The following is a 25,009-nucleotide window of genomic DNA, read 5'->3' on the forward strand; positions in this document are numbered from 1 at the left end:
TCACAAGGAGGCCACCATGAAACTGACGTTTTTCTTCTCGCTACTGCTGCTGACACTCACCGCCCAGGCGGACTGGCAAGACGAGGCTGCCACCGGCGCCTTGCTGCTGGCGGATGACCGGGGACATATCACCGCCGCCACCCTGCTCGACACTGACGCTCACATCACCGTCAGCGGCCCGCTGGCGCGGGTCACGCTCACCCAGCGCTTCCACAACCCCAGCCAGCAATTTCGTGAGGGGCGCTACCTGTTCCCGCTGCCGGAGAACGCCGCCGTGGACGGCATGGTGCTAACCATCGGAGACAGACGCATCGTCGGTCGCATCGACAGGAAGGCCGAGGCGGAAAAAACCTACCGCCAGGCCCGCGCCAGCGGCAAGAAAGCCAGCCTGTTCAGCCAGCAACGTCCCAACCTGTTCACCACCGCCGTGGCCAATATCGCCCCCGGCGAAACCGTGCAGGTGGAACTCCATTACCAGCAGACCCTGAACGTGGACGGGCACCGCTTTCAGTTGCGCCTGCCACTGACACTGACGCCGCGCTTCACCCCAGCCACGGAAACACCCCATCCGCTGGATTCCCTGCTGCGCAATACGGTGGCGAACCCCGGCGGCAACGCCGAGGCCGGCACCGCGTCGGTCCACATCGATCTGGACGCCGGCAGCCGCCTGGCCACCCTGGGCAGCCCCAGCCATGCCATCCACTCGCAACGCCACGGGCGGCGCTACACCATCACCCCAAAAGCCGGCCCGGTACCCATGGACCGGGACCTGCTGCTCAACTGGGAACTGGAAGACACCGGCGAACCGCTGGCCACCAGTTTTTATGAGCAAATCGACGGCGAGCACTATGCCCTGCTAATGGTGGTTCCACCGGAAACCGGCCAGGCGACCACCCTGCCCCGGGAAACCCTGTTTATCATCGACAGCTCCGGCTCCATGGGCGGCGCCCCCATGCGCCAGGCCAAGGCCAGCCTGCAACTGGCCCTGCAACGTCTGAAGCCCGGTGACCGTTTCAACATCACCGATTTCGACAGCCAGCACACCCTGCTGTTTGAACAACCCGCCACCGTCAACGACGCCAGCCGCCAACAAGCGCAAGACTTCGTGGACAGCCTGCAGGCCAGCGGCGGCACCCACATGCTACCCGCCCTCAGCGCCACCCTGAGCCAGCACGCCAGCGACGGCTACCTGCGCCAGGTGATCTTTATCACCGACGGCGCCGTGGGCAACGAGCACGGTATCTTCCGGGCCCTGCACCAACAGCTCGGTGAAGCGCGCCTGTTCACCGTGGGCATCGGCGCCGCTCCCAACAGCCACTTCATGACCCGCGCCGCCCAGTTCGGCCGTGGCAGCTTTACCTACATCAACGACCAGAGTCAGGTCCAACAGGGCATGGATACCCTGTTCCGCCGGTTGGAGTCACCGCTGATGCGCAACCTGCAGGTAGCGCTCCCGGACGGCATCGTCGCCGAACACTGGCCGCAAAAACTGCCGGACCTGTACGCCGGCGAGCCACTGTTAGTGGCCATGAAACTCTCAGCCCCCACGGACCAGATCACCGTCAGCGGCTACCGGGACCGGCACTGGCAACAACAGGTGGCGTTGCCTGCCAACGACAACCACCCGGGCACCGGCAGTCTGTGGGCCCGGCGCAAGATCGCCGACCTGATGGACCGTATCACCCTGGGCACCCCGGAAGCGGACATCGCCCCACAGATCACCGACGTGGCCCTGCGCCATCAACTGGTCAGCCGCTACACCAGCTTTATTGCCGTGGAAGACACCGTGTCCCGCCCGGCCCACGAGCCACTCCTGCACGATACCGTTCGCAGCCAGGCTCCCCATGGCACACAACCCCCTGCGGCCTGGCCCGGCACGGCGACACCGGCACCGCTATTGTGGCGGCTGGCCGGCGTGCTGCTGATCGCCACCCTGTTGCTCTGGCTGCGCCAACGGAGAGAGAACCATGGCACGGTATGAGCGCGGCCTGCTGGCACTGAGCCTGACCGCTCTGCTGGGACTGGCAGGCTGGGCCAGCTGGCTGGACGGAAAAGCCTGGCTGGCTCAGCACCTGATTGCCCACGCCTGGCAAACCACCCTGGACCAGGGCGTACCCCAGCGCCCCTGGCCCTGGGCGGACACCTGGCCGGTGGCACGCCTCACCGCCCCCGCCGGCAAAACCCTCTATGTGCTGGAAAGCACCAGCGGCGAAGCACTGGCGTTCGGCCCCGGCCGACTGGCCGGCGGCATCGGCAGCGACCAGGCCCTGACGCTGGCCGGCCACCGGGATACTCACTTTGCCTTTCTGGAAACCCTGGAAAACGGCGATTCGCTCACCGTTCAACGGGCCGACGGCGCCAGGCAACGCTTCCAGGTCAGCAGCCAGGAAGTCGTCGACAGTCAGGCGCACCCATTACAGATCCCCCGCAACGACCGGCAGCTGATCCTGATTACTTGCTACCCCTTCGACGCTCTGACCCCCGGCGGCCCCCTGCGCTACGTCGTCATCGCTACGCTTACGCCGTAGGAGCGTCGCTGGCGGCGCGATCCACGAGCTCATCAACCACAAGGCCTCAAGAAAAAACCTCTGAACGATAAAAGGAATTCGCATGTTTATCGCCCACCTCCCCGCCGGCTACCTTTTGGCCCGCCACCTGCTGAAAAAAATCCGCACCCTCCCGGTCTCTCCCAGGGCGCTCACCCTCACCGCCATGGCCGGCGCCATCGCCCCGGATCTGGACATGCTGTACTTTTATTTCATCGACAACGGCCAGACCCACCACCACAAATACCTCAGCCACTGGCCCATCCTGTGGATCGGCCTGCTGTGTATCTCTGTCTTGGCAATGGGCCAGATGAAAAGAAAACCGCTCCCCTTTCTCGCCCTGATCTTCTCCCTGGGCGGCTTGCTGCACATGCTGCTGGACAGCGTGGTGGGCGACATCTGGTGGCTAGCCCCAATCGTGGATCAGCCCTACGCCCTCTTCACCGTCCCCGCCCGCTTCCACCCCTGGTGGCTCAACTTTGTGCTGCACTGGTCGTTTTTCATTGAGCTATTGATCACTGTCTGGGCGGCAAGAGCATCGTCATCGACGGCCCCTTCACAGAAACCAAGGAACTGATCACTGGCTACACCCTGATACAGGCCGAGTCCCGCGAAGAAACCCTGGCCTGAACAAAACGCTTTCCCAACCCGGCCACCGATGAAGGCATCGGGCAGATTGAAGTGCGGCAGATATTTGAGAAAGAAGATTTTGGTGACAGTGAAGCGATTGCGCGATTTGGGAGGATGGGGAGGATTGATTAAACCTGAGAAGAATCACCAGGCAGGAGGGCACCACCTCCGTTGGAGCTTTGCTCGCAAAGCGAATCTCTGAAGAATGGACAAGCCCCTTCGCTTTGCGAGCAAAGCTCCAACGGTACCCGACCGCTCATCAAGTCAGTACCATCCAGACACTTCCGGATCAGACTAGCAGGCTTTCAGCCCTGGTAGTCACTGCAACGCCCAAGTTTCTCGCTGGCGAGATAGGCACAGAACGCCTCAACGTCATCGTTGGCATAGGTATTGGCAATCAGCTCACCGGGAATCAGCCCCTCATCCCAGCGGGTCGCGATCATTCTGTGGGTCTTGTCTTCCTCACCACCGGGGTAAATATTCACCTCGGCGGTTGTCTGGTGAATATAAAGATCCCGAAGCGCCCGGGAACAGCGAAACTGCCCGGCGTCCGCATCAGCACTACACGCATAGCCCGCTTCGGAGAAAAATGTATCTGCTACTGAGAAGAGGCGCTCAGCGGTCAGATTTTCTGCTTCCTGTGGAGAAATGGTCCTGGGGGTATCACCTGTCACATTGGTACAACCGGATAGCACCGATAATGAGAGAAGGAATAGGACTGTTCTTGTCATGTCAGAGAATTCTCTTTACTCGCCGGCATATTGGTCTGACCACTGGCGGTGGCGACTCACATTTCTTACTGGCCAGTTTCTCGTGATGCCAACCGATGGATAAGTTTGCCACGACAGATAAGGTAATAAGATGCCATGGAGAAAAGCATAAGCTGGGATATTGCCGTTATCCCCTTGGACAGTGCCGCTTTACGTAATGAGTCAGCGAAAGAGGCAATTTCAGCTGATTGGCTGGCTGCATCGGCAACATTAAGGTGGGCATAGATAGCACCAATCGCTTCAGGAATCGAAATGATGGCCAGCACCAGAAGATAGATACCAAATATTCTGATCGCAACCCAAATCCATTCGTCTTTGTTCATTTTTCGTCCTTATTGCGTAGCGCCTGCCATCATTCTCTTGTTGCATACATGGCATTGCTAAAGGATCACTAACGCGCCACATCATTAATTTTCCCGGCAACCGTCCTCGCTTTCAGCACAAGAAAAGCCCCACTTATGACCTCAAAGGCCGTAGCAAGCATGTTGGCTTTTATCTCAATAGACATCCGAGCAACACCCAAATCCTGCCCCATAATAATTACCGAAATGTAGTACAGAGCATCAACCATACCGTACCAGAAAACAAACAACCCAATCGCAGCAACAAACACAGACAACAAGGAGACAGGAGGCATCTTTTCAGGCTTGGCATCTATACCGCCCGACGCCATCAAACGACCAATACCCTGAGCGGAGAACCAAAGGATGAACACAAAAGCCCAGCTTGTTAAAGCCACGACCAAAACAGGCCATACCGAGGCATCATTGCCATAGGGACTACCCTGATAGAAAAACTGAAATACCCCAACAAACTCTCTAACGGCTTTAAAGAAAAATAAAATAGCTACAAGCCTAACCCCAATCGCCACATAGGAACTGAGCATCCTCCCCCCCCTTTAACCCCGTTATAACCGGTGCAGACTTTCTGCGTCCGGCGCCGCAGGCGCGTACTTTATAACCTTGTTAGTAACCATGCTTTGCATAGGACTCAATCCAAATTTTCTCAATATAGTCCTTGTTTCCGTTTTCGGTAACTTGGCGAGCCGCCTCATCAGGGGTGAGTGAATTTAGCCAATCAATGCCGTGACTAGAAATTTGGTCGTATATTTCTTCTAACGTAGCCGATGGATTCACTTCACCATAATCAATATCAACGGTGTCATAGTGCCCAAGATTGCAACTATGATAATGGTAACTTATTGATTTTCTGAAAATGCCAACCTTTAATTTCGATAACTTTAAGGGATTTATCTTAAATGGATACAAGGCAGGGTCCTCAACAAACCCCTGCACATCACGCCCGTCCAAATCAGGCAGGAAATTGTGCCTTACAACTGCAAGATACTTAGCCTGCTGCGTCAAATTTGACCATTTATCTTTAACTCTAAGAAGCGCTAGGCAAGCCTCATTTTGATTTATGAACAGATGATCGCCATGAGCCTTAAATCCAATAAGCTCAAGTCTGTCTATTAATTTTTCTTTAACCAGGCCACGGTATTCTTCGATTTTCATAGGCTACTAACGCCTTGGTCACGCGCTCGTCGCGTGCACCGACTTGTTACGTGAACGCCCGGATCGAAGCTCGCCATAGGCCTCTTGGGCATCCTCATCAATATATATGTGTACAGGCTCCGCCCAATGAGCATTTGAACCACGCACCTTAACACCAGAGACCCAATATTCTTCGCCTGTATCTTGGCAGAAGAAATTTCCCGACACCCCACCACCCTTAATTCTTGTGAGCGTCCTACCTCGATAATGGACGGAGCGACCGGACTTGGAGAAACGGACCCAGCCTATTCTGGCCGGATGCCCATCGATATCTCCTTCCTTGTTTTCCAGGTACATCAAACGCACCTGCTTACCCTGTGTGAGCTGGCTCATTCTCAATCCACGTAACAGCGTATTAAGACGAACGAATCGACTTAACTCCATTCGACATAATTATTTCTGGCTTATCACATTGGCGACGAATAATTTGATATTGGTTAGTGACTTACCACCATATTGAGAGCATATCCCAACTGAAAAATCGCGAACGTTCGACATAATGTCAGTACGAGCGTGCTTTTTGGCAAAGCCCCTACCTTTTGAAAATCACTTTATATCAACCTGTTAGCATTTTCTGTAAGCCATATCCTACAAATTCTGAGCTGGCTCTGGTGAAAACAGGGAGGTGGGCGTGTTTGTGGTGGCTGAGTTGTTCGCCATGCGAGCATAGCTCCTACAGGATAAGAATCTGGCGGGTATAAAAAAACGCGGCCGTAGCCGCGTTTTTTGGGTGCTGAAATCCTGAGGATTTATCGCCCGATAATTTCTCGGGAGATGATTTCTTTCATGATTTCGCTGGTGCCGCCATAGATACGCTGGATGCGGGCATCCACGTAGTCGCGGGAGATGGGGTATTCCTGCATGTAGCCGTAGCCACCGAACAGCTGCAGACATTTGTCGGCGACCACACCTTGCAGCTCGGTGGTGGTGAGCTTGGCAATGGAGGCGTTGGTGGCGGTGAGTTCGCCACGGTCATACTGGTCGATGCACTGCTCGCCGTAGGCGCGGTTAACCACCACCTGGGCGTGCAGATCTGCCAGCACGAAGCGAGTATTTTGCAGGCTGGAAATCGGCTTGCCGAAAGCCTGGCGCTCTTTGGTGTATTCGATGGTGCGCTCAATCATGCCTTCACAGGCGGCGATGGCGCCCAGGGCCAGGATCAGCCGTTCGCGGGGCAGTTCGTTCATCAGGTTGGCGAAGCCTTTGCCTTCACCGCCGAGAATCTGGTCGGCGCCCACTTTCACGTCTTCGAAGAACAGCTCGGAGGTATCCGCAGCGTGGTGGCCCATTTTTTCCAGGTTACGGCCGCGGGCGAAGCCCGGCAGGGAGCAGTCCACGGTGAACAGGGTCATGCCCTTGGAGCCGGCGTTGGGGTCGGTTTTGGTGGCGAGCACGATCACATCGCAGTGCTGGCCGTTGGTGATGAAGGTTTTCTGGCCGTTGATGCTGTAGCCGTCACCGTCCTTGTCGGCGCGGGTCTTCATGCCCTGCAGGTCGGAGCCGGCACCGGGTTCGGTCATGCCGATGGCGCCTACGGCTTCGCCGGTGACCATCTTCGGCAACCAGGCCTGCTTCTGCTCTTCGGTGCCCAGGTGCAGGATGTAGGGAGCAACGATATCGGAATGCACGGAGATGTTGGAGGCCAGGGCGCCGTAGCCGGCTCGGGAGGCTTCTTCCACGATCACCGCCGACAGGCGGAAATTGGCGCCGAAACCGCCGTATTCTTCCGGCACGTCCACACACAGCAGGCCATTTTCGCCCAGCTTGTTCCACAGTTCACGGGGGAACATTTCGGCTTTTTCCCACTGGTCGTAGTGGGGGGCCACTTCGTTTTCCAGGAATTTTTTGACGTTGTCGCGGAACAGTTCGATTTCGTTTTGATCAAGCATTTCACACAGTCCTGTTGGTCCAAGGCGCCACCCCCAGACGGAAGGTGACAAAACAATGGGCCACATTCTAACGGCCCAGGGTGAAGGCAACATCATCCCAGGGTGACTGTCCGGTCCGCTGTATACCGCAGTATCAGGGCGCGAGGCACGAGGCACGAGCACCGAAAGGCGGAACCCGGGGCGTCGAAGCTCACTTCTCGCCCCTGGAATCTGATGGCTTCAGGACTACGGGCAGAGGCAGATTCAGAGAGCCCCGTTTCGAGTAGCGAAAAACAACTCAGGGAACCTGGCGCTTTTCGCGACTCGAAACTCGTCCCTCGCTCCTGCCTTATTGCGGCTCGATGCGAATCTCCGCCTTGAGGGAATTGGCCACGAAACAGTTGCGGTGGGCCGTGGCATGAAGCTTGTCCAGGGCGGCGGCCTCCGGTTCCTGACCATCATCGAACACCACCCGCGGGCGCAGCACGATGCGGGTGATGGCCATGTGCCCATCCGCGGCCTTCTCCACGGTGCCAACAGGTTGATCGATGTAGCTGAGCACCTTGAGGCCCTGTTTGGCGGCAACCGACAGGAAGGTGAGCATATGACAACTGGAGGTGGCGGCAATGACCGCCTCGTCCGGGCTTACCCGGTTACCGCTGCCGAAGTAATCCGGTGAGGCCGAGGCCTGCACCACTTCACCGCCGGCGAAGGTCCATTCGTGTTCCCGGTTGAAGTGTTCGTAATCGAACGACGCGCCCGGCTTGAGATGCCAGGCAACCGTTGCACCGTATTCACTCATGATTTCGCTCCCTCTGTTGCATCACGGTTTTCTGTTCTCCTGCTTTAAGGAGTCTCTGAATAACTCCTTGCGTACTCAGCGTGGCCTGAAGGGTGCAGCTGCTGTGTTTTGTTGCGACGGACAGGGTGGTTCCCTTTGCTAGCGACAAAGCACAGCAGATGTGCCCTTCAGGCCGCGCCCTCCGGGTCTTCCAGGCTGGCCCGCACTCGTTGTTGCGCTTTTTCGATGGATGGACATACACCTTCAAAATCGCGCCTAGATTGCGAGCCAGCCTGAAAGACTGAGCATGCAAGGAGTTATTCAGAGGCTCCTTAACCATGATCCTCGTCGACGGGAATCGCAATACTGTTTCAGATCAATGTTCTGGTCGCGGTGCCAGGAGGCAGCGCTCCACCTGATCCAGCACGCGGTTGCTGTACAACAGGGCGCAGTGACCCAGATACGGCACATTGATGTTGGCTTCAGCGCCGTCGAGCACGGCGGTGGACACCGGCAATACAAAGTTATCCAGGTTCGAATAGATGGAGAAGAAGCGGGCACCACCAGGGCAGCTGCCGCCTTCCGCCAGCTCCTGCACAAAGGGACTCTGGTAGCGCATCTGCGCCGCAGAGCCCTGGGCCGGGAACAGGCCGGCAATCCGCGAACCATAGTGGGGGCTGCCCAGGGTGATCACCCGATCAACCTTGCCGGCCAGGCCCAGGTTTTTCAGGGCGTAGCGAGTCAGCGGCCCGCCCATGGAATGGCAGATAATATGGGCTTTTTCCGCCCCGGTGGACGCCAGGATCCGCTCCACATGGTCGTTGACCTGCTGGGCCAATTTACGCGCATTGATGTGCGGCGGGGTGTAGCTTACCGAGTAGACATTGCCCCAGCCGCGCCATTTCAACCGCCATTGCATGAACAGGAAATTGGCGCTGTTGCCGCCGTAGCCATGCACCAGAATCAGCGGGGTCTCCCCGTGGTGGCGGCTGCGCACCGGCGATGCATCGTGGATCAACCGCAGCGGATAACTGAACACCAGCACGGTGAGGCTGGCGGCTTCCTTAATGATGCCCACCACGGTCGGTAACAGACGCAGCGGCGGCTCATCGGGGAGCTGGGCCTGTTCGGGAAAGCTGCGTCGGTCGTAGAACCAGCACAGGTAGAACAACAGGGTGATGGACACTGTGCTGAGCACCGCCAGTGTCAGAAGAAAAATGATCAAACCCATCCTGTGATTACTCCGTTGTTGTTTTTACCGACGCTAGGCCAGTGGCGGGGCGGATGAAGCGCCGCTGGTATGACTGTCGGACAAGGCGTGAAGAGAATTCACAATTGGCCGCTATCTCACCCGTTGGAGCTTTGCTCGCAAAGCGAAGGTTTGAGATCCCTCCCAGCTTTCGCTGTGCGAGCAAAGCCCCAACGGCGGCACTCTTCAGCTAGGCAAGCAGGCCCTGCTCTTGCAGCCAGGTGGTGCAGTGCGCCACCGCTTCGGCCAGTTTGTCGTTCTGGCCGAAGTAATAGTGATTGGCCCCGGCCACCTCACACAGGGTGGCCTGCCCTGATTGGAACCCGTCGAACAGCCGGCGGGTATGGCTGGGGGTACAGGCATTGTCTGCGGTGTTACCAATCACCAGGGCGGGCACCCGGATGCGACCGGCACAGGCCGGCCCGTTGGCGCGGGAATCGTCGTAGCTCCACTGGCTCAGCCAGCCACGCAGGGTGTTGAAACGAGCCAGGGCCACCGGACCGTTGTTAACGGTTCGCGGGTCGCCCAGATAACAGGTCCCGGGGGGGCGCTCATTGGGGTCCTGCTGCGGGTCCAGCCAACGGACGTCGCACATGGTGCGGTGGACGATAAAGCCGTATTCCTCGTTGGGCAGGCCGCGGTTTCGAAAATCCGCCAGTTTCTCTTTCACCCAGCTGGTGATACGCCGGTTGCGGTCGATCTGCGCCTGGCGGAACCGGGCCACGAATGCCTCGCTGTAGGGCGGCTGGTTGGGGCAGTCCGGATGATAAATATCCAGCTCCCGGTCCCGCTGCTCCGGATCGCTTTCATCCAACACGGACGGGTCCAACCATTCGGTCATGGTAATAGCCCGGGACACATGGGCGGCGAGCAGCATGATGCCGTCTGCGGGGATCAGTTTCCGGGCCGTCAGGTCGTAGGGGTCTCCCGCCGGGGTCTCGGTAATCTGCGGATCTTCCGCTTCCGCCTGGTAAAGCAGACTCAGGGAGCCGCCGCCGGACCAGCCCGCCAATACCACTGTTTCAAAACCCAACCGCTCTTTGGCATCGCGCACACAGGCGCCAAGATCGGCCACCACTTTCTCCATCAGCAAGGCGCTATCGGCGCCCCGGTAGCGGCTGTTGCAATAGATCACCGACACCCCGGCTTTCGCCAGCGCCGACACCATGGGCAGGTAGGCGCCACCGCCCACCGGGTGCATGAAAATCACCACCGTCTTGCCGGGTCCGCTTTTGGGTGTCAGCAGGTGGGACTCCAGGGCCACCAGATCCATGGGGCCTGCATAGGTGTCCTTGAAACGGGATTGTTCACTGAAGGTGACCAGATAGGGGGTACGGTCATAGTGCTTGCTCATTGCTGCGCATCCTTGTCGCTGGGGTTCTTGATCTTTGAGAAATCCGTTTTGCTCATGTCGATGCCGCGCAGGTCCAGGGCGGCAGCACCGAAATTGCGCTCTTTCAGGGCCCGGGTTTTTTCGGTCCATTCCTTGAGCACGCGGTGAGCGTTGGCGGCATCCTTGGCCACCACCGCCTCGTAGTCCGGATCCTTGATGGTGATTTCCAGGGGAATGCCGTTGGGGTCAAAGAAATAGATGGAGTGAATGAACTCGTGGTCGATGGGCCCAAAGCAGGGGCGACCGGCCTGATTGATGCGACGGCGCCAGGCTTTAAGCTCTTCCCGGGTGTCCACTTCAAAAGCCAGGTGCAGGTCGAAGGCGCTGCGCGGGCGGAACAGTTTTTCATCAGCCCCTTCCGGGGCGTCGAAAAAGGCGATGAAGTTGTCATCACCCATCTTGAAGAACAGGTGCATGTAGTCGATCTTGCGCCCGGTACCCGGCTCCTCGTCGAAGACCATGGCCAGGGTCAGCGGCAAACCCAGCACGTCCTCGTAAAACCAGCGGGTCTGCTCCGCATCGCGGCAACGGTAGGCACTGTGGTGCACATGCTTGAGCATGGCACACTCCGGCAGGCTGCTCATGGTTGGCTCCTGATTGTTGTTAGAATTCGGATGCCATTGTTGCCACAGGCTGGCCGGGAACTGAAAACCAAAACCACCAAGAACCTGTCAGTTCTGGACATTCGCGCTGGACCGGTGACAGTGGCAAACTGTCTGCCCCTTTTATCGGCAGCATGGCAACGCAAATGGCAGACACGGCAATCATCAACGAAGTTGGCCTTCGTGACGGCCTGCAGAATCAACCGGTTACCGTGGACACGAACACCAAGGCCCGACTGGCCCGGCTGCTGGTGGATGCGGGCATGCGCTACCTGGAACCGGTGAGCTTTGTCAGCCCCAAGGCCATTCCGCAAATGGCCGACGCCGCGGCCCTGACGCCCTTGCTACCGCAGGGAGAGCATCTGCACTACACCGCCCTGGTCCCCAACCTGAAGGGCTATCAGCTGGCTAGGGAGGCGGGCTACCCCACGGTGGCGCTGGTGCTGTCCACCACGGATTCCTTTAACGAACGCAACCTGCGCATGAGCCTGGAGCAGGCGGCGCAGAGCTGCGAGACGATCATCCAGGCCGCCAGGGAAGACGGCATTGCCACGCGCACTTATATCTCCGGCGCCTTCGCCTGCCCCTACGACGGCCCGGTGCCGGAAAGCCTGCCCCGGCAGCTGGCCGAGCGCATGTTCACCGCCGGCAGTGACGAGGTGGCCATTGCCGACACCATCGGTGCCGGCAACCCGCAACAGATGAAAGCCATCATGGCGCCACTGATTCGCGACATCGGTGCAGAGCGCTTTTATGTGCACCTGCACGACACCCGCGGCCTGGCCGCTGCCATGGCCTGGGAAGCGGCCGATCTGGGGGTGAGGAAATTCGACGCCTCCGTGGGCGGGCTGGGCGGTTGCCCCTTCGCGCCGGGCGCCACCGGCAATATGGCCACCGAAGACCTGGTCTACCTGCTGGAAAGCTGCGGGCTGAATACCGGTATCAATATTGAAGGGCTGCGTGAAGCGGTGGCGCTGGCCGCCGAAGCCACCCAGCGCCCCCTGGGGGGGCGCATTCTCGACTGGATGGCCTCCCAGGAAAAACAGGGCAAGACGCCCTGCCTGTGGTAATCAAAAAAAATTCGCACCGAACCCTTTGTAAAAAACGCCGGGCAGTACGAATGCCCGGCATTTTTTGAGTCCTTACCTTGCTTTTCAGGGGGTGTAGGGATAGCGAAACTCGCCTGACAACGAGATTGAATTATCGTTACCCGGCAAAACGGGTGCCATATTCCTGGCTACCAGCGTGGCGATATAGCTCCCCTCTACCATTCCGTCACCGACACTGGTGACATTGATAGTGCAAGACGCCCCTTCAGACAGATTCTGTGTGCCTGATTGAGTATAGGTGGCACCGTACGGAATATCCGCGGGGGTAGAGATCGTCATGGTCGGTTTCAGACCGCCCACATCCGTGTTGCAGGTAAAGCTGCCGACCTGCATGGGAATATTGGACCACACCATCCGCATCTGGTTATTCGGGGATTCCAGATCATCAAACAGGCGGAAGAAGTAGCCATTGTTGCCATTGGACGACACTTCCGATGCCAACAGGAACCGCTCGCCGGCCACAAAATGGGTGCTGCCCTCATCGATGGTCATGCTGATGCCCTGCGCCTCACTGCCCAGCACACCATCATCACCGTTATTGTCGGCATGGAAGGTCTGGGTGGTGAAGTTGCGGAACTTGCCGTGCACAACCAGGGTCCGCTCCGCTTCCGGCAGCTCGATATCGCCTGTCCCCAGGCCGGAGCCAAAGGCAGCACCGCCTCCGTTGCTGGGCCCCATCAGGGTGGCGGTGTACGAACCGATATACTTGCGCCCGGCATTTTGCTCGATGGTAACGGTGCAATTACCCCCGTTGGCACTCTGAAACTTGAACAGCGGATCGCTAACGGTGATCCAGCCCATCTTCAGGGTCACTTCGGTGTCACCATCGTCGCAGCTGTATTCGCCTGCCGCGGGGTTGTTGTTGCTGCCGGCCTGCAGTTCGAATTTCAGCGCATGATCCGGATGTGAGCCATCCAGCAGGGGCCGGCCACCCAGGAAATGTCCGGAGCGCATCTCACGGGTACCACTATCGATCGTCATGTCCCAACGAATCTCGTCCGCCAGGGCCGGCGCTTCGCCTTCAGTACCGGTGTGGATATAGATCCGGAACTGGCCACCGCTCAGGGTGATCTGCTCATCGTCCTTGTCGTTGCCCAAGGTGGCGCTGATGATGCGCCCTTCCGTGGCGCCATTACTGAAGTGGTAGTCCACATCCAGTTCACATTCGGTGGCGGTCCAAGTTTTCTGAGCCAGCGGGGTGGCGGCATAGTCAACCGTCAGCAAGGACACGCCCGTGCTGGCGCTGCACAACTGGGTCCCCAAGGCGCCATGGGCCACGTTCACCTGGGCCCAGATCAGATCATCACCATTAAACGGCTTGGTATCGATGGTGTTGAAATCACTGTCATAGTTATGCGCACGGATCTGACGCTTGGCGGTGGTTGCCCCGAACGCTTCAATAAAGGGCTGCTCCATGGCCCAGATCTTTCCGTCATGCACAACGGCAACCCCATTACGCATGCCGAGCAACTCGGCACCTGGCTCGGGCTCTGGCTCCGGATCGTTGTTCTCTTCCTGAATCAAGGCACGCGTGGTGGCGCCGGCACCGTCATCATGGATGATTTCGATGACTTCAAGATCCGCATTGAGATATAGCCGAACCCGCTCATCGCTATCTGACTGACCATAGTTCACAGCCACCCGACGATCCGCCTCGACGCTCTTGCGATCGTAAATGGCAACAATGTCGGCAACGACAAAGCTGGTTCCGGTATCAAAATCAATATCGCCCTGGGCTGAAATCGTGACGGTGCCACGCTCATGGTCACGGGTAGCGGTGCCACAGCTTGCGCAGTAGCCGGGGTTCCCCTCGCCGGTGCCGACTACCGTATAGGTACCGGCATAATCCGTCAGCACATCCAGGTTCACTGGCAGTTCAGGGTCTACCGGTTCTTCCTTTTTCGGGGCGTCCGGGAACTGGTTCAGGTTACCGTCTTTCACCAGGTTCAGCAGGGCGCTGTAATCGGCAATGGAGGGGTCATCATCAATGGCCTCCTGGATTGCATCCAGAACCTGGTCCCAGGCATCGCCAATCACCAGTTCTGTGCTGAACGGATCCCCACCAGGCAGCACAAAACCGGCATTGGTCATAGCGGCGAGCAGCTCGGTTTTCTTGCTGGCAATGGTGCTGGCATCTGGCCAGTTGGCCGGTGTGGCAATCCAGCTACCGTCCGCCAGGCCGGTAGTAAGTGCCAGCACCATATCGGTGATCGGGGTGATATTAATAGTGCCCGGTTGACTGGCATAGCTGCGCAAGGTCACCGATGGCGTCCCGCCAGTAACAGTTAATACACAAGGCAGCGCTGTGCTGGCAATGTTGCCCGTCCATGATCCATCAGCATTGGTGATGACGGTGGAGGCAAATCCACTACCATCGACACATTCAGCGTTTACGGTTCCGGCCTGAATAGCGGCACCTATTGCCGCGGTACCGGTGAGGCTGGAAGAGGAGGGTATGGGGGGATTTTCGCCCCCCGAGCCACTACGATTACTGCTGCTGTCACCACCACAGGCAGTGACCGCCAGGACAATACCCAGCAGCACCGCATGAAAAATGAACGTCCCTATTCCTGTCTTCATACCCGATACCCACGCTGATTGATGAAACGATTTCAACATCATAGGGCTGACAGGAAATTTTCAGCACCCCTCAAACACGGGGGTATAGAACCAATAACAACAACGGATCAGGAAGGATTCACCAAACCCATATGAATCGCCTTGAGAGTGGCTTCTGCCCGGGTATTCACCTGCAACTTGGCATACACATTCTTCATGTAACCTGCAGCCGTGTAATGGGAAATGCCCAATTTTTCTGCAGCATATTTGACACTTAATCCCTTGGCTATCAGGGTCAGAATATCCCTCTCTCTTCGGGTGAGCGTCGCCTCTCTTTCACTGAAATCCGGATGAAACTGCTCAAGTAATCGGCGTGCTATAGAGGCAGAAAGAGGCGGCCGCCCCGCCAGAATGCCTGCTAGCTGCTCGCCAAATTCCGGCTCGGCATCATCTTTCAACAGGTAACCGTCAGCGCCAGCGCGCAAAGAGCCGAACAAATGCTCGGCATCATCAAAAATGGTCGTTACCACGCATAGTGAATGACGATTCACTTCCTTAAAAGGGCGCACCAGGGCTACGCCATCACCATCCGGCAATCCCAAGTCAACCAGTGCAAGGTCGTAGGGTCCTGCTGCTATTTTTAGCCTGGCATCCGCCAGAGTAGCCACCTGATCAACCGTTTCCGGAGTCAATAAATTCGATACCTGTGTATGCAGCCAATCCGCCACATCAGGCAGATCTTCCACAATCAAAACCTGCCTGATTGCATTCATTCTTGAGCTCCAAAAACCAGGGAAATAAAACTGTGATTCAACACACAGAAATCATATATTCTTCAGCATTGTAAAAACAATTTACTCGAAGAAACGTAGTAGTAGTCGCTAGAGGCCCCATGAATCAACCCCTCAAAAAAGGGGCCGGCGCCACTTTACATATAGGTAACATGCATGCTTTCGCTCAAAACGCGCATTATTGCCGGACTAGCCCTGGTTTCCTTTTATGGCTTTATGATCATCACTCTGGCGCTGGCGCTGCCCGGTAGCGACACGACGTTTCAGATAAATGGTGATCGCATTCAGGCACAGCTGCCGGATGGAAAATCTGTGATTGTTACAGCTTTCACTAACGGTGAGTCAATACAGACTGCGGATGTATCACTGCTCATCGAAGAACCGGATGTCCTTCCTCACTATGCCGATTTGAACACTTTTTTTGACAGCCATCAGACTCTTTACAAATGGCTATCTGCAGGCACCCTGAAAATCGTCAGCGACACCGGGAAAGAATATTCCATGGAACGCCGGTCACGATCACTTACCCAGTTATCCGGCCTGTTCTGGTTACAACTCTTATGCGGACTGGCCGGCATGATTATCTGCCTGCTTGTCTGGATTCCAGCAAAGCGAGAAATCGCCATACACTCCTTTGCCCTAACCGGGTTGAGTTATGTGCTTTTTTCATCCGCGGCCGCTATCTATAGCACCCGTGATTTTTTCATTCCAGGAACGATGTTTGCCTGGTTATCCGGTATCAATCATTTTGGCGCTCTGCTGTTTTCTGCTTCCCTGGGCGCCTTTTTGTGGAATTACCCCCGAAAGGCCCCCGGCCATTGGCTCACCACGGGCTTTTATCTCGCCTTTACCGTTGCCATTCTCATTGACCAGTTGCAGTTGGTGAACAGCCCCGTTGAAGGCTTCCACTCCTGGGTCATGGGTATTTTCCTGATCGGACTGTCCGGATCAATTTGGCAATGGACAAAAACAAAAGAAAAACCCCATCATCGTTCTGCATTGGGATGGGTAGTGATTTCAATTGTGACCGGCACGGCTTTTTTTGCAGGTGGCATGATCCTTCCTGCTATCTTTCAGGTCGCCCAACCCGCTTCACAGGGCCTGCTGTTTACCACTTTCCTACTGATGTATCTGGGTATGGCTCTTGGTGTTGTTCGACATCGGCTCTTCGATCTGGAGCAATGGTGGTTTTCTTTATGGTCCTGGTTACTGGGCGGTCTCTTCATCATGTTGACCGACTTGGTTCTGGCGATGCTCCTCAGCTTGTCTGGCCCGATCACACTGACATTGTCCGTCGCCCTTATCGGCTGGCTATATTTTCCGTTACGTCAGCTACTCTGGAAAAAGCTATTTCTGCGTAATCATCAGGAACTGGACGAATGGCTCGCACAGGCACTACCCGCGATGCTGGATGCTCAAAACGTATCTGATTCACGGTCCGGTGTGGAAGAAGCGCTTCAGGCGGTATTTGATCCCCTTTTCATGGAACCCGCTCCTCTGGCAAGTTCCCAGATAACCATTATCAATAAAGGCCAAAGCCTCAGCGTTCCCGAACCCCTTGAACAGCGATCCTGGTTACTGCATCACCCAAAGCATGGCGAACGCCTTTTCAACCGCCAAGACACACTAATAGCAAGCCTTGTGCTATCTCTACATCAACTGGTCAGCCAGGCTAAGCTTGCGCACGCTAAAGGTGCCAGAGAGGAACGGCTTCGCATTCGACGAGACATGCACGACGATCTGGGAGCAAAACTCTTACAGCTTTTACATCGTTCAACAGACACCACCAAGCCGCTGGTTCGTGAAGCCATCCATGATTTGCGCGATCTTCTTAAAGATATGGAAGGCGAGTCCTTGTCACTTGAGGCAGCCATAATCCAGTGGCATGAGGAAACCGCTCAGCGCTGCAAAGATCATGGCACTACGCTGGAATGGCATGGCAAACCTAACTCGATGGTACTGGCCGCAAGCCAGTTCAGCGAGCTAACCCGAATTTTACGGGAAGCTGTTACCAACGCATTGAAACATTCATCAACGTCTGTTCTTACCGTCTCGATAGACAGCCGAGAAAACATACTGACGCTGGTAATCGAAAATGACGGCGCGCTTACATCAAGCCAATCAACAGCTATTCGCGGCCTTGATATCATGGCCGGTCGAGCACGCAAGTTAAGTGGTCGCTTTGAGCATCACAATGTTGATGGCCAGTGGAAGGTAGTGCTGGAAGTCCCGCTGGCCAGTTCTTCTAACTGACCCGATAAATACAAACGGGCCTTTTTCAGGGGCCCGTTTGTATGCACTGGAGGTTTAGCGAACTGCCGCTGCCTTGGCAGCAGCCATGCCCATGAAACCGCTAGAAAGGGTGAAAGCCTCCGCCTGGTAGACATCCGGAAGTACGTTTACTTGATAACGGGTGATATCCCGGGCCACACTGCTGGATACGCCGCCAAGGGCACTGAGCATGCCAAGCGCTTTGGTCACGCCAGAAGTCACCTTGTCGCTCGTAGTGGTCACGTTATCAATGCTGCTGTAAAACTTTGCAGGGCTAGCAATTGCCTGCTTGGCAGCGAAAACCGGCTGATGGTGGGGCAAAATCGAACATACATCTGCCGGATTCATCAGTGATGCGCGCGCGCACTTTATGTTTCCGGCAGGCTGGAAACGCAAATCGCCGGTAACCGCCAACTCTACCTTGCTGCTTACTTTAGCATTGTCCTTATTGCTGAGACCCGCCCAGCTCTTGTGACCATCGCCCTGCAATTCTGCGAAATCCACCAGAAGGTTAATATTTACACCACTTATGTTAAGCTCTTTCATCAGCTGCGCTTCGAGCTGTGCGGTTGACTCGCCCGATACAGACTTGAATGATTGCGCCAATCCTTTACTCGCTCCAATATATCGTGAGTCGGTTACCGCCTCACCACTACGCGCCAACACCAGATAGCGTGTACCGCCATCGCCCTTATACTCAAATGGACTGGCTCGTCCTCCCGCCTGAATGTTCTTGTAATGCGAGTTGGCTTTTATGATGTCATGGGAAACCAACTGGAAACCGGCATTGCTCAGCTGCTTCTCCGCATCGTCACAAGCGCGATCAGCAATACGCTGAAGATCCCGCTCTTCGATACCCTGTGCCGTATAGGTCACGGAAACTTTTACATCCGAACGACTAACAGTACCAATGGCGCGAGTATTGCCCGCTCTAAAGCCACCACTGGTGGAAGCAGATGCTGAAGTAGTCATGCCGAACATCACATTGCAGGACAATACACCTACCTTTTTAACATCCTTCATATGCTTTTCGCTATCGGCACCGATAAAGGTATCCGCCTGGCTGACTGCGCTTCCATTGGCGTCATAGGTTGCCGCCATATCTGTGGATGCACACCCTGCCATGAATGCGCAAAAAAATAATGATGATGCTTTATTTATCTTCTTTGATGATAGATTTTTCATTTTTTAATTCCGTTATATTTTAATATTTATTGCAAATAAACGCCGGAAAAATCCGGCGTTTTGAATGATCAAAAACTATTGTTTTACCGCATCTCTCAACTCAAAAAGTTCACCACTCACCCATGCACTCAGGCTTTTCACTGTCATATCTTCGTTGAAACGAACCTGAATTTTGCCGGCGCTGACATTGACAAAATCCTGGGCATCGATATGCATCAGGAAGGCACCATCGCTTTCCTCCACTCCCGGAATCAGAAAATCATTATTTCCGCCCCACTCCAGTTCCTGGGGGAAGGTGCCACCGCACAGCTGGGTCTCCCCATCCAGGGTAAAGTGCCCTCCTGCGGTAATGACCATGGTGTTTGTAACTGTACTGAAAGGACCAAAGGGTCCATTGCATGAGACCTGTGCCGAGCCGCTCCAGGTACCTGCCAGATCTACAAAAATATCTGGTACGCCTGATCCGTAAGCCTCCATGCTGTTGCGAAACTTAACTTCACCATTGCCCCCTGCATTGCCCTCAATCAAGCCACTATCCCACTCCGCAAAGGTATTCAGAAACTCTGTAATTCCTGTTCCTTGATTGATGAAAAGCTGGCCAGGCATGTAGATAGGACCAAAGCCATAATCCTCTTCAGAGAAAGGGGTAAGCGCACCCGTCAAGGCGCCGCTCGACTGCAAACTGGAAATAATGCTGCCGTCCGCGCCCTTTAATTCCATCATCCAGTCAGCCGTCGATCCGCTGATGGTTAGCGAGCCTTCGCCATACCATTGCGGATTGGATTCCGGTGTTTCATAAATGGCAACCGGCCAGGTCGCCGTCATCAATGCCAGAAATTCGGCTTGTGTAGGGTTGGCATTGGCACCGAAATCGGCACTATCGATACTGGCTTGCACCTCGGGGGAAACAGTCTCTTCCTGAATCAATGCACGGGTCGTTGTGCCTTGGCCGTCATCATGAATGATTTCCACGACGTCCAGATCACTATTCAGGTAAAGACGAACCCGCTCGTCACTATCAGACTCGCCAAAGTTCACCGCTATCCGTCGGTCAAAGTCGATATTTTTTCGGTCATATATGGCAACAATATCCGTAGCAGCAAGGTTAATTCCATCGTCAAAGTCGATATCACCCTGAGCCGTGATGGTGACCGTGCCACGACTGTGATCGCGATTGGCGATACCGCAACTGCCACAGTAACCAGGATCACCCGTACCCGAACCAATCACGGTATAGGTCCCTGCATATCCGGTAAGCACATCCAGGTTGGCCGGCAATTCCGGGTTATTCTGTTCTTCGTGATCCGGCAGGGTATTGAGATTACCTTCGGCCAAAAGCTGGGCCAGCGCGTCATAACCATCAATGGCGCCCGCAGGATCTTCCACCAGTTCCCGAATCGCATCGAGTAACGCATCCCAACCCGTACCATCGGCATCAAACTCTGTATCGAAAGGATTGCCCTGCAGACTGTCAGGGGCATATCCCTTTTCTTTTAGTGCGTTGACAAGTTCGGTAGCGGCAGAATTGACCTCGGCTTCGCTGGGCCAGTTCGCAACAGTAGGCTTCCAATCCAGTTCTGCATCTGTTTTCGCCATAACCAGAGCAAGTTGAGTGAGCGGACTGATATTGGTCGTCCCCGCCGTAAAAGCCATACTTGTCAGTTCAATCGCAGGCGTGCCACCACTCAATTCCAGCAGGCAAGGCAACTGGTCGTTTTCGACCTTGCCACTCCATTTGCCATTGCTGTCAGTGGTAACAGGGGAAAGGGTGAAACCGGAGCCATCCTGACAGGAGGCCGTGATAGTCGCATTGGCTATCGCCTGACCGATGGCTGCAGTACCTTGCAGCGTTGCTTGAACGGGCGGCATACCGCCTCCAACCGACGGAGGTGTTCCTTCTTTGCGGTTGCTGCTATCACCACCACAAGCGGTAAGTAGCAGCCCCAGACCGATACACCCGATAACCGGCAGCCATTTGCCACCTCGATCTTGAGCGATACCCCTCATGACCAATCCCCTAGTGTTTTGAGTAATTGGTCACAATCCTAGGCCGCCGCTTGTCTGCTGTACCCCCCATAAACAGGGGGGAGGGGGGCTCTTTTCGCTCAAACCCTCCAGCAGCTGTTAGCGTGGCGCACATCTCCATACAAAAGCCGGAGGCAAGGACATAGTCTCGGAGAGAGGCGCGCGCATTCTTGACTGGATGGCCTCCCAGGAGAAACAGGGCAAGACGCCCTGCCTGTGGTAATCCGTCAAAGTCGGAAGTCCATTTCCCCGTTTGATCCGTTGGCGCTTTGCTCGCGGACTGAGAGCCAGAAGCACCGCCCCCAAACGGGTTCCCGAGGCGGGAGCCTCAGGCGCCGATGCCGGCCCGCTGCTCGCGAATCAGGTGGTCCAGAAGGGCTTTGTCCTGCTGTGACACCCGCCAGTGGATATCGGCCTGCTCCATCAGGGCAACCAGATCCTCCAGGCTGAAAGCACCGATCTTGCCCGCCAGCAGCGCATCCATCCGCGCCGCGGATAAATCCAGCCATCGACAGGCATGATCCCGGCTCCAGCCCTTGTCGGTGATGCCCTCTCGCAGATTCATTAGCAGACGGCTGCGCAACTCCATTTCCCGGGCCTGCCGGCCATCGTCTTCCAGGTGGCCCCAGCCCCGCTCAAACCACTGTGTCTGCATAGCGTCTCCTTCCGGTACCGGCCCGGCAGGGTCGCCGGACCCTCCCCTCAGGCTACACCGCAGAGCCACAGAGACAACCCGGCGGCGGGGATCAACCCTGTCGTATCACCATGCAGGTGGCCGTGGCATAGGCATAGAGTTTGCCGTCCTCGTCTTCGATACGGCCTTCGCTGATCACCAGGTTACGCCCCACGTTGATCACCCGGCCTTCCGCGCGCAAGGTCTTGTTGAACGGCAACGGCCGGCACATCTTGATGTTCAGGTCCGTGGTGCCGTAACTCTCCCCGGCCGCCAGCACGGTGTGGGTGGCACAGCCGGTGACCGAGTCCAGCACGGTGGCGGCGAAACCGCCGTGTACACCGCCCAGGGGATTGGTGTGGCGCTCGTCCGCCGTGGCCAGAAAGACCACCCGGCCCGCTTCCACCTGGTCAGGTTCCATGGGCATGGTTTCGGAGATAGGCGGGCGCGGCAGTTTGCCGGCGGCGAAGGCCTGCATGATTTCCAGGCCGGTCAGCGTTGCAATATTCATGGCATGTCCTGTTGGTCATAAGGAATGGCCGATATTGTAGGTTCCTTTTTGGAACTTACAAGACGATACAGGCCGTATCCCGGCAAACGGCAGCGGGCGGAACAAAACGGCGCCATAGAAAAGAGGCGGCCCTGGCATCAAGGGCAGGGCCTTTACGAAGGGGGATTGCGAGTTTCGAGGTTCGAGGAGCGAAAGGCAAAACCGGTTTTCTTTTCGCTTTTCGCTCCTCGTAACTCGTAACTCGTAACGGATTGTTCCCTTACAACGTCACCGTCCGGCAACAGTTCCTGCCCGCCTCCCGGGCGGCAGCCAGGGCAGTTTCCACCGCCTGCAGGGCGGTGTCCGTGGAGCCGTAGTCGTCTTTTTCCGCATCACAGGGCATCAGGGTTGCCACCCCCAGACTCACCGTCAGCAGGGTGGGCAGGCCAGGCAGAGACAGCACCGCCTGACGGCAATCCTCCGCCACATCCTCGGCCTGGTTGAGGCCGGCTTCCGGCAGCACCATCAGGAACTGCTTGCCGGTGAAGCGCCCCAGACAGCCACTGTCCCCGCCCAGTCCGGCCAGGGCCTCGGCCACCGCGACCAGCGCATCATCGCCGACCGTATGCCCGTGTTGCTGGTTGAGCTGACCCAGGTTGCCTACTTCCACCAGCAATAACGAGAGGGGCTCACGGGTTCGCAGGCCCAGGGTCAGATTCTGACGCAACTGCTCCAGAATCACCGGCCGATTGCTGAGGCCGGTGAGCGCATCCCGACGGGCCAACCCGGCCAGTTCGCGATTCAGCTGTTCCAGCTCATCCCGTTGTTCGCGCAGGGCGATTTCCCCATTCACCTGGGCGGTAATGTCTTCCAGCTGCGACAGGAAGTAGCGCGGGCTGCCGTCACTGTTACGCACCAGCGACACCGCCAGCAGCACCCACACTTCATGACCGTCCTTGTGGGTATAGCGTTTTTTCATGCGGTAGGAGGTCGCTTCACCGCGCAGCAGGCTCTCCACGTATTCCAGATCCCGGTCCAGATCATCCGGGTGCGTGATGGCCTGGAAATCAATCTCGAGAAGCTCGGTGTCGCTGTAGCCCACAATCTGACTCACCGCCTCATTCACCCGCAGCCAGCGGCCATTGGGAGCCACAATGGCCATGCCGATGGCGGCGTGACGAAACGCCCCCTCGAACAGGGCGACACTGGCTTCCATGTCTTCCGCCGCCTGCACCCGCTGGGCGTCCTGCCAGCTTCGCTCAAGACCATGGCCCAGTGATTGGGCCATGCGCTCCAGCAACTCCACTTCCTCGACACTGAAGGGCTCCGGGCGGGGGCGGGTGTCGCTAAAATTCAGGGTACCCACGATATCGCCTTGCACCCGCACAGGGGTGGCAATATAAGCCAGCAGGTTCAGGCCTGTGTAGGCAGGGTGCGAACGCATGGATTCGAGAGCCCCCACGTCGTGCAATGCCACCGAGCCCTGCTTGGCCATGACACCGGCGCAGTAGGTATCCCCCAGGGCAAACTGATCCCCGGTGCGGACGGCATCGTTCGGCGATTGCACCGCCAAGACGTGATACTGCTCACCCTCAACGCGGCTGATAATACCCACGGACAACCCAAGCAGGCGGCAACCCACCTCCAGATACTGTCGGTATAGCTCGCTGCTGTCCGCATCACTCAGCAACGACAACCGATGCAGTTCCTTCAGCCCTGCCAGACGCAGGTCTACCCCCTCATCCATGATACTGATCCTGTTCAGGTAACATTTCCGCAGTCGTTATTTGTATACGGCTACGGCCCGCAAGTAAAAAGCTTGCGCAGAGTTTGTTGTCGCCACACAAAAAAGGCGCCCCGGGGCGCCTCCTGGAAACGCACGGCTCAGCGTAGCTGAAACAGAATCTGCAGCAGCTGGATACCCAGCAACACAAACAACGGACTCAGGTCGAAGCCCCCCATGGGCGGCAGCAGTTTGCGCACCGGGGCCATGATCGGTTCGGTGATCTGCACGATTACCCGCACCACCGGGCTGTAGGGGTCCGGCGCCACCCAGCTGAGCAACACGCGAATCAGTACCGTCCAGAACACATAATTGAGGATCAGGTTGGCCAGTTCACGCAGCGAATGGATGACCAGTGCCCCACCGATGCCGCTGGGCAGCCCACCCACCAGGATGCTCTGCAAAATCACCGTCTTGAGGATGATCAGCACCACCACCAGGACCAGGGAAGCGATATCCAGCCCACCGTAACCGGGAATCACCCGGCGCAGGGGCTTGAGCAGCGGATTGGTGGCCTTGAGCACGAACTGGGAGATGGGATTATAGAAATCCGCCCGGGCCAGCTGCAGCACAAAGCGGGTCAATACGATGAAGATGTAGGCACTGAAAACAAAGTCCAGCAGGAAAAACAGGGCGCCCTGGGGGTTCATGGATGGCTCCGTGGTTCGCGACAGGGGAAGAGTTTGGGGCACGCAGGGAAAAATTCAAAGGGGGAGATGTATGTAGGAGCG

General features: G+C 56.7%; 24 protein-coding genes. 6 read left to right on the top strand and 18 right to left on the bottom strand.

What is annotated here, in order from left to right:
* The first annotated feature begins 16 nt into the window (after nucleotides 1-16).
* The 4 genes from A0251_RS01110 (at nucleotide 17) to A0251_RS17720 (ending at nucleotide 3,176) form a co-directional block, all read left to right on the top strand.
* Nucleotides 17-1,981, top strand: a complete 1,965-nt coding sequence (locus tag A0251_RS01110; RefSeq protein ID WP_062814991.1) for a marine proteobacterial sortase target protein — start codon at nucleotides 17-19, stop codon at nucleotides 1,979-1,981.
* Nucleotides 1,968-2,528, top strand: a complete 561-nt coding sequence (locus tag A0251_RS01115) for a class GN sortase (RefSeq protein WP_062814992.1) — start codon at nucleotides 1,968-1,970, stop codon at nucleotides 2,526-2,528. The genes A0251_RS01110 and A0251_RS01115 overlap by 14 nt, the downstream gene beginning before the upstream one ends.
* Nucleotides 2,529-2,610: 82 nt before the next feature.
* The gene (locus tag A0251_RS01120) at nucleotides 2,611-3,123 is read left to right on the top strand and encodes a metal-dependent hydrolase (protein ID WP_062814993.1); all 513 of its coding nucleotides are present in this window, start codon (nucleotides 2,611-2,613) and stop codon (nucleotides 3,121-3,123) included.
* Nucleotides 3,090-3,176, top strand: coding sequence for a hypothetical protein (locus A0251_RS17720; protein WP_404840818.1), 87 nt, complete (start codon nucleotides 3,090-3,092; stop codon nucleotides 3,174-3,176). The genes A0251_RS01120 and A0251_RS17720 overlap by 34 nt, the downstream gene beginning before the upstream one ends.
* A 305-nt stretch (nucleotides 3,177-3,481) precedes the next feature.
* On the opposite strand, the gene A0251_RS01125 is transcribed toward A0251_RS17720, so the two are convergent.
* From A0251_RS01125 to A0251_RS01170, 10 genes are all read right to left on the bottom strand, one after another.
* Entirely contained in the window at nucleotides 3,482-3,907 is a 426-nt protein-coding gene (locus tag A0251_RS01125) for a hypothetical protein (protein WP_062814994.1), read from the bottom strand.
* A 65-nt stretch (nucleotides 3,908-3,972) separates the two neighbouring features.
* On the bottom strand, nucleotides 3,973-4,269 hold the full coding sequence (locus A0251_RS01130) for a hypothetical protein (RefSeq protein WP_062814995.1): 297 nt from the start codon (nucleotides 4,267-4,269) through the stop codon (nucleotides 3,973-3,975).
* Nucleotides 4,270-4,337: 68 nt separating this feature from the next.
* The gene (locus tag A0251_RS01135) at nucleotides 4,338-4,832 is read right to left on the bottom strand and encodes a hypothetical protein (protein ID WP_062814996.1); all 495 of its coding nucleotides are present in this window, start codon (nucleotides 4,830-4,832) and stop codon (nucleotides 4,338-4,340) included.
* 79 nt (nucleotides 4,833-4,911) lie between these two features.
* Nucleotides 4,912-5,460, bottom strand: coding sequence for a hypothetical protein (locus tag A0251_RS01140; protein ID WP_062814997.1), 549 nt, complete (start codon nucleotides 5,458-5,460; stop codon nucleotides 4,912-4,914).
* Nucleotides 5,461-5,478: 18 nt separating this feature from the next.
* Nucleotides 5,479-5,832: a hypothetical protein gene (locus A0251_RS01145; protein WP_062814998.1), complete on the bottom strand. Its 354-nt coding sequence runs from the start codon at nucleotides 5,830-5,832 to the stop codon at nucleotides 5,479-5,481.
* A gap of 416 nt (nucleotides 5,833-6,248) precedes the next feature.
* Nucleotides 6,249-7,388 (bottom strand): acyl-CoA dehydrogenase family protein, encoded by a 1,140-nt coding sequence (locus A0251_RS01150; RefSeq protein ID WP_062814999.1) that lies wholly within the window; start codon nucleotides 7,386-7,388, stop codon nucleotides 6,249-6,251.
* Between the two features lie 328 nt (nucleotides 7,389-7,716).
* Entirely contained in the window at nucleotides 7,717-8,169 is a 453-nt protein-coding gene (locus A0251_RS01155) for an OsmC family protein (RefSeq protein WP_062815000.1), read from the bottom strand.
* Between the two features lie 355 nt (nucleotides 8,170-8,524).
* Nucleotides 8,525-9,379: a triacylglycerol lipase gene (locus tag A0251_RS01160; protein WP_062815001.1), complete on the bottom strand. Its 855-nt coding sequence runs from the start codon at nucleotides 9,377-9,379 to the stop codon at nucleotides 8,525-8,527.
* Between the two features lie 208 nt (nucleotides 9,380-9,587).
* Nucleotides 9,588-10,751 (bottom strand): alpha/beta fold hydrolase, encoded by a 1,164-nt coding sequence (locus A0251_RS01165; RefSeq protein WP_062815002.1) that lies wholly within the window; start codon nucleotides 10,749-10,751, stop codon nucleotides 9,588-9,590.
* Entirely contained in the window at nucleotides 10,748-11,374 is a 627-nt protein-coding gene (locus A0251_RS01170) for a VOC family protein (RefSeq protein WP_062815003.1), read from the bottom strand. The genes A0251_RS01165 and A0251_RS01170 overlap by 4 nt, the downstream gene beginning before the upstream one ends.
* 164 nt (nucleotides 11,375-11,538) lie before the next feature.
* Here A0251_RS01170 and A0251_RS01175 point away from each other — a divergent pair, with 164 nt between their 5' ends.
* Nucleotides 11,539-12,462, top strand: a complete 924-nt coding sequence (locus tag A0251_RS01175; protein ID WP_062815004.1) for a hydroxymethylglutaryl-CoA lyase — start codon at nucleotides 11,539-11,541, stop codon at nucleotides 12,460-12,462.
* Between the two features lie 84 nt (nucleotides 12,463-12,546).
* Here A0251_RS01175 and A0251_RS01180 read toward each other — a convergent pair whose 3' ends face one another.
* On the bottom strand, nucleotides 12,547-15,081 hold the full coding sequence (locus tag A0251_RS01180; protein WP_156478211.1) for a hypothetical protein: 2,535 nt from the start codon (nucleotides 15,079-15,081) through the stop codon (nucleotides 12,547-12,549).
* Nucleotides 15,082-15,188: 107 nt separating this feature from the next.
* Complete coding sequence (locus A0251_RS01185) at nucleotides 15,189-15,833, bottom strand: response regulator transcription factor (protein WP_062815006.1); 645 nt, start codon at nucleotides 15,831-15,833, stop codon at nucleotides 15,189-15,191.
* A 174-nt stretch (nucleotides 15,834-16,007) separates the two neighbouring features.
* On the opposite strand from A0251_RS01185, the gene A0251_RS01190 reads away from it, so the two are divergent.
* Nucleotides 16,008-18,104, top strand: coding sequence for a hypothetical protein (locus tag A0251_RS01190; protein ID WP_062815007.1), 2,097 nt, complete (start codon nucleotides 16,008-16,010; stop codon nucleotides 18,102-18,104).
* 54 nt (nucleotides 18,105-18,158) lie between these two features.
* Here the strand turns inward: A0251_RS01190 and A0251_RS01195 are convergent, their stop codons facing one another.
* The 6 genes from A0251_RS01195 to A0251_RS01220 form a co-directional block, all read right to left on the bottom strand.
* On the bottom strand, nucleotides 18,159-19,307 hold the full coding sequence (locus tag A0251_RS01195; protein ID WP_062815008.1) for a hypothetical protein: 1,149 nt from the start codon (nucleotides 19,305-19,307) through the stop codon (nucleotides 18,159-18,161).
* Between the two features lie 75 nt (nucleotides 19,308-19,382).
* Nucleotides 19,383-21,314 (bottom strand): hypothetical protein, encoded by a 1,932-nt coding sequence (locus A0251_RS01200; RefSeq protein ID WP_156478212.1) that lies wholly within the window; start codon nucleotides 21,312-21,314, stop codon nucleotides 19,383-19,385.
* A gap of 346 nt (nucleotides 21,315-21,660) precedes the next feature.
* Nucleotides 21,661-21,987 carry an XRE family transcriptional regulator gene (locus A0251_RS01205; protein ID WP_062815010.1) on the bottom strand — a complete coding sequence of 109 codons (327 nt, stop codon included), beginning with the start codon at nucleotides 21,985-21,987 and terminating at the stop codon, nucleotides 21,661-21,663.
* A 91-nt stretch (nucleotides 21,988-22,078) separates the two neighbouring features.
* On the bottom strand, nucleotides 22,079-22,516 hold the full coding sequence (locus A0251_RS01210) for a PaaI family thioesterase (RefSeq protein ID WP_062815011.1): 438 nt from the start codon (nucleotides 22,514-22,516) through the stop codon (nucleotides 22,079-22,081).
* Between the two features lie 259 nt (nucleotides 22,517-22,775).
* A complete protein-coding gene (locus A0251_RS01215; RefSeq protein WP_062815012.1) occupies nucleotides 22,776-24,242 on the bottom strand; it encodes a PAS domain S-box protein in 1,467 nt (488 codons plus the stop codon).
* A 137-nt stretch (nucleotides 24,243-24,379) separates the two neighbouring features.
* Complete coding sequence (locus tag A0251_RS01220) at nucleotides 24,380-24,928, bottom strand: YggT family protein (RefSeq protein WP_062815013.1); 549 nt, start codon at nucleotides 24,926-24,928, stop codon at nucleotides 24,380-24,382.
* Nucleotides 24,929-25,009 lie beyond the last annotated feature (81 nt).

Origin of the sequence: Alcanivorax sp. NBRC 102024, from assembly GCF_001602235.1 — a bacterium.
Classification (GTDB): Bacteria; Pseudomonadota; Gammaproteobacteria; order Pseudomonadales; family Alcanivoracaceae; genus Alcanivorax.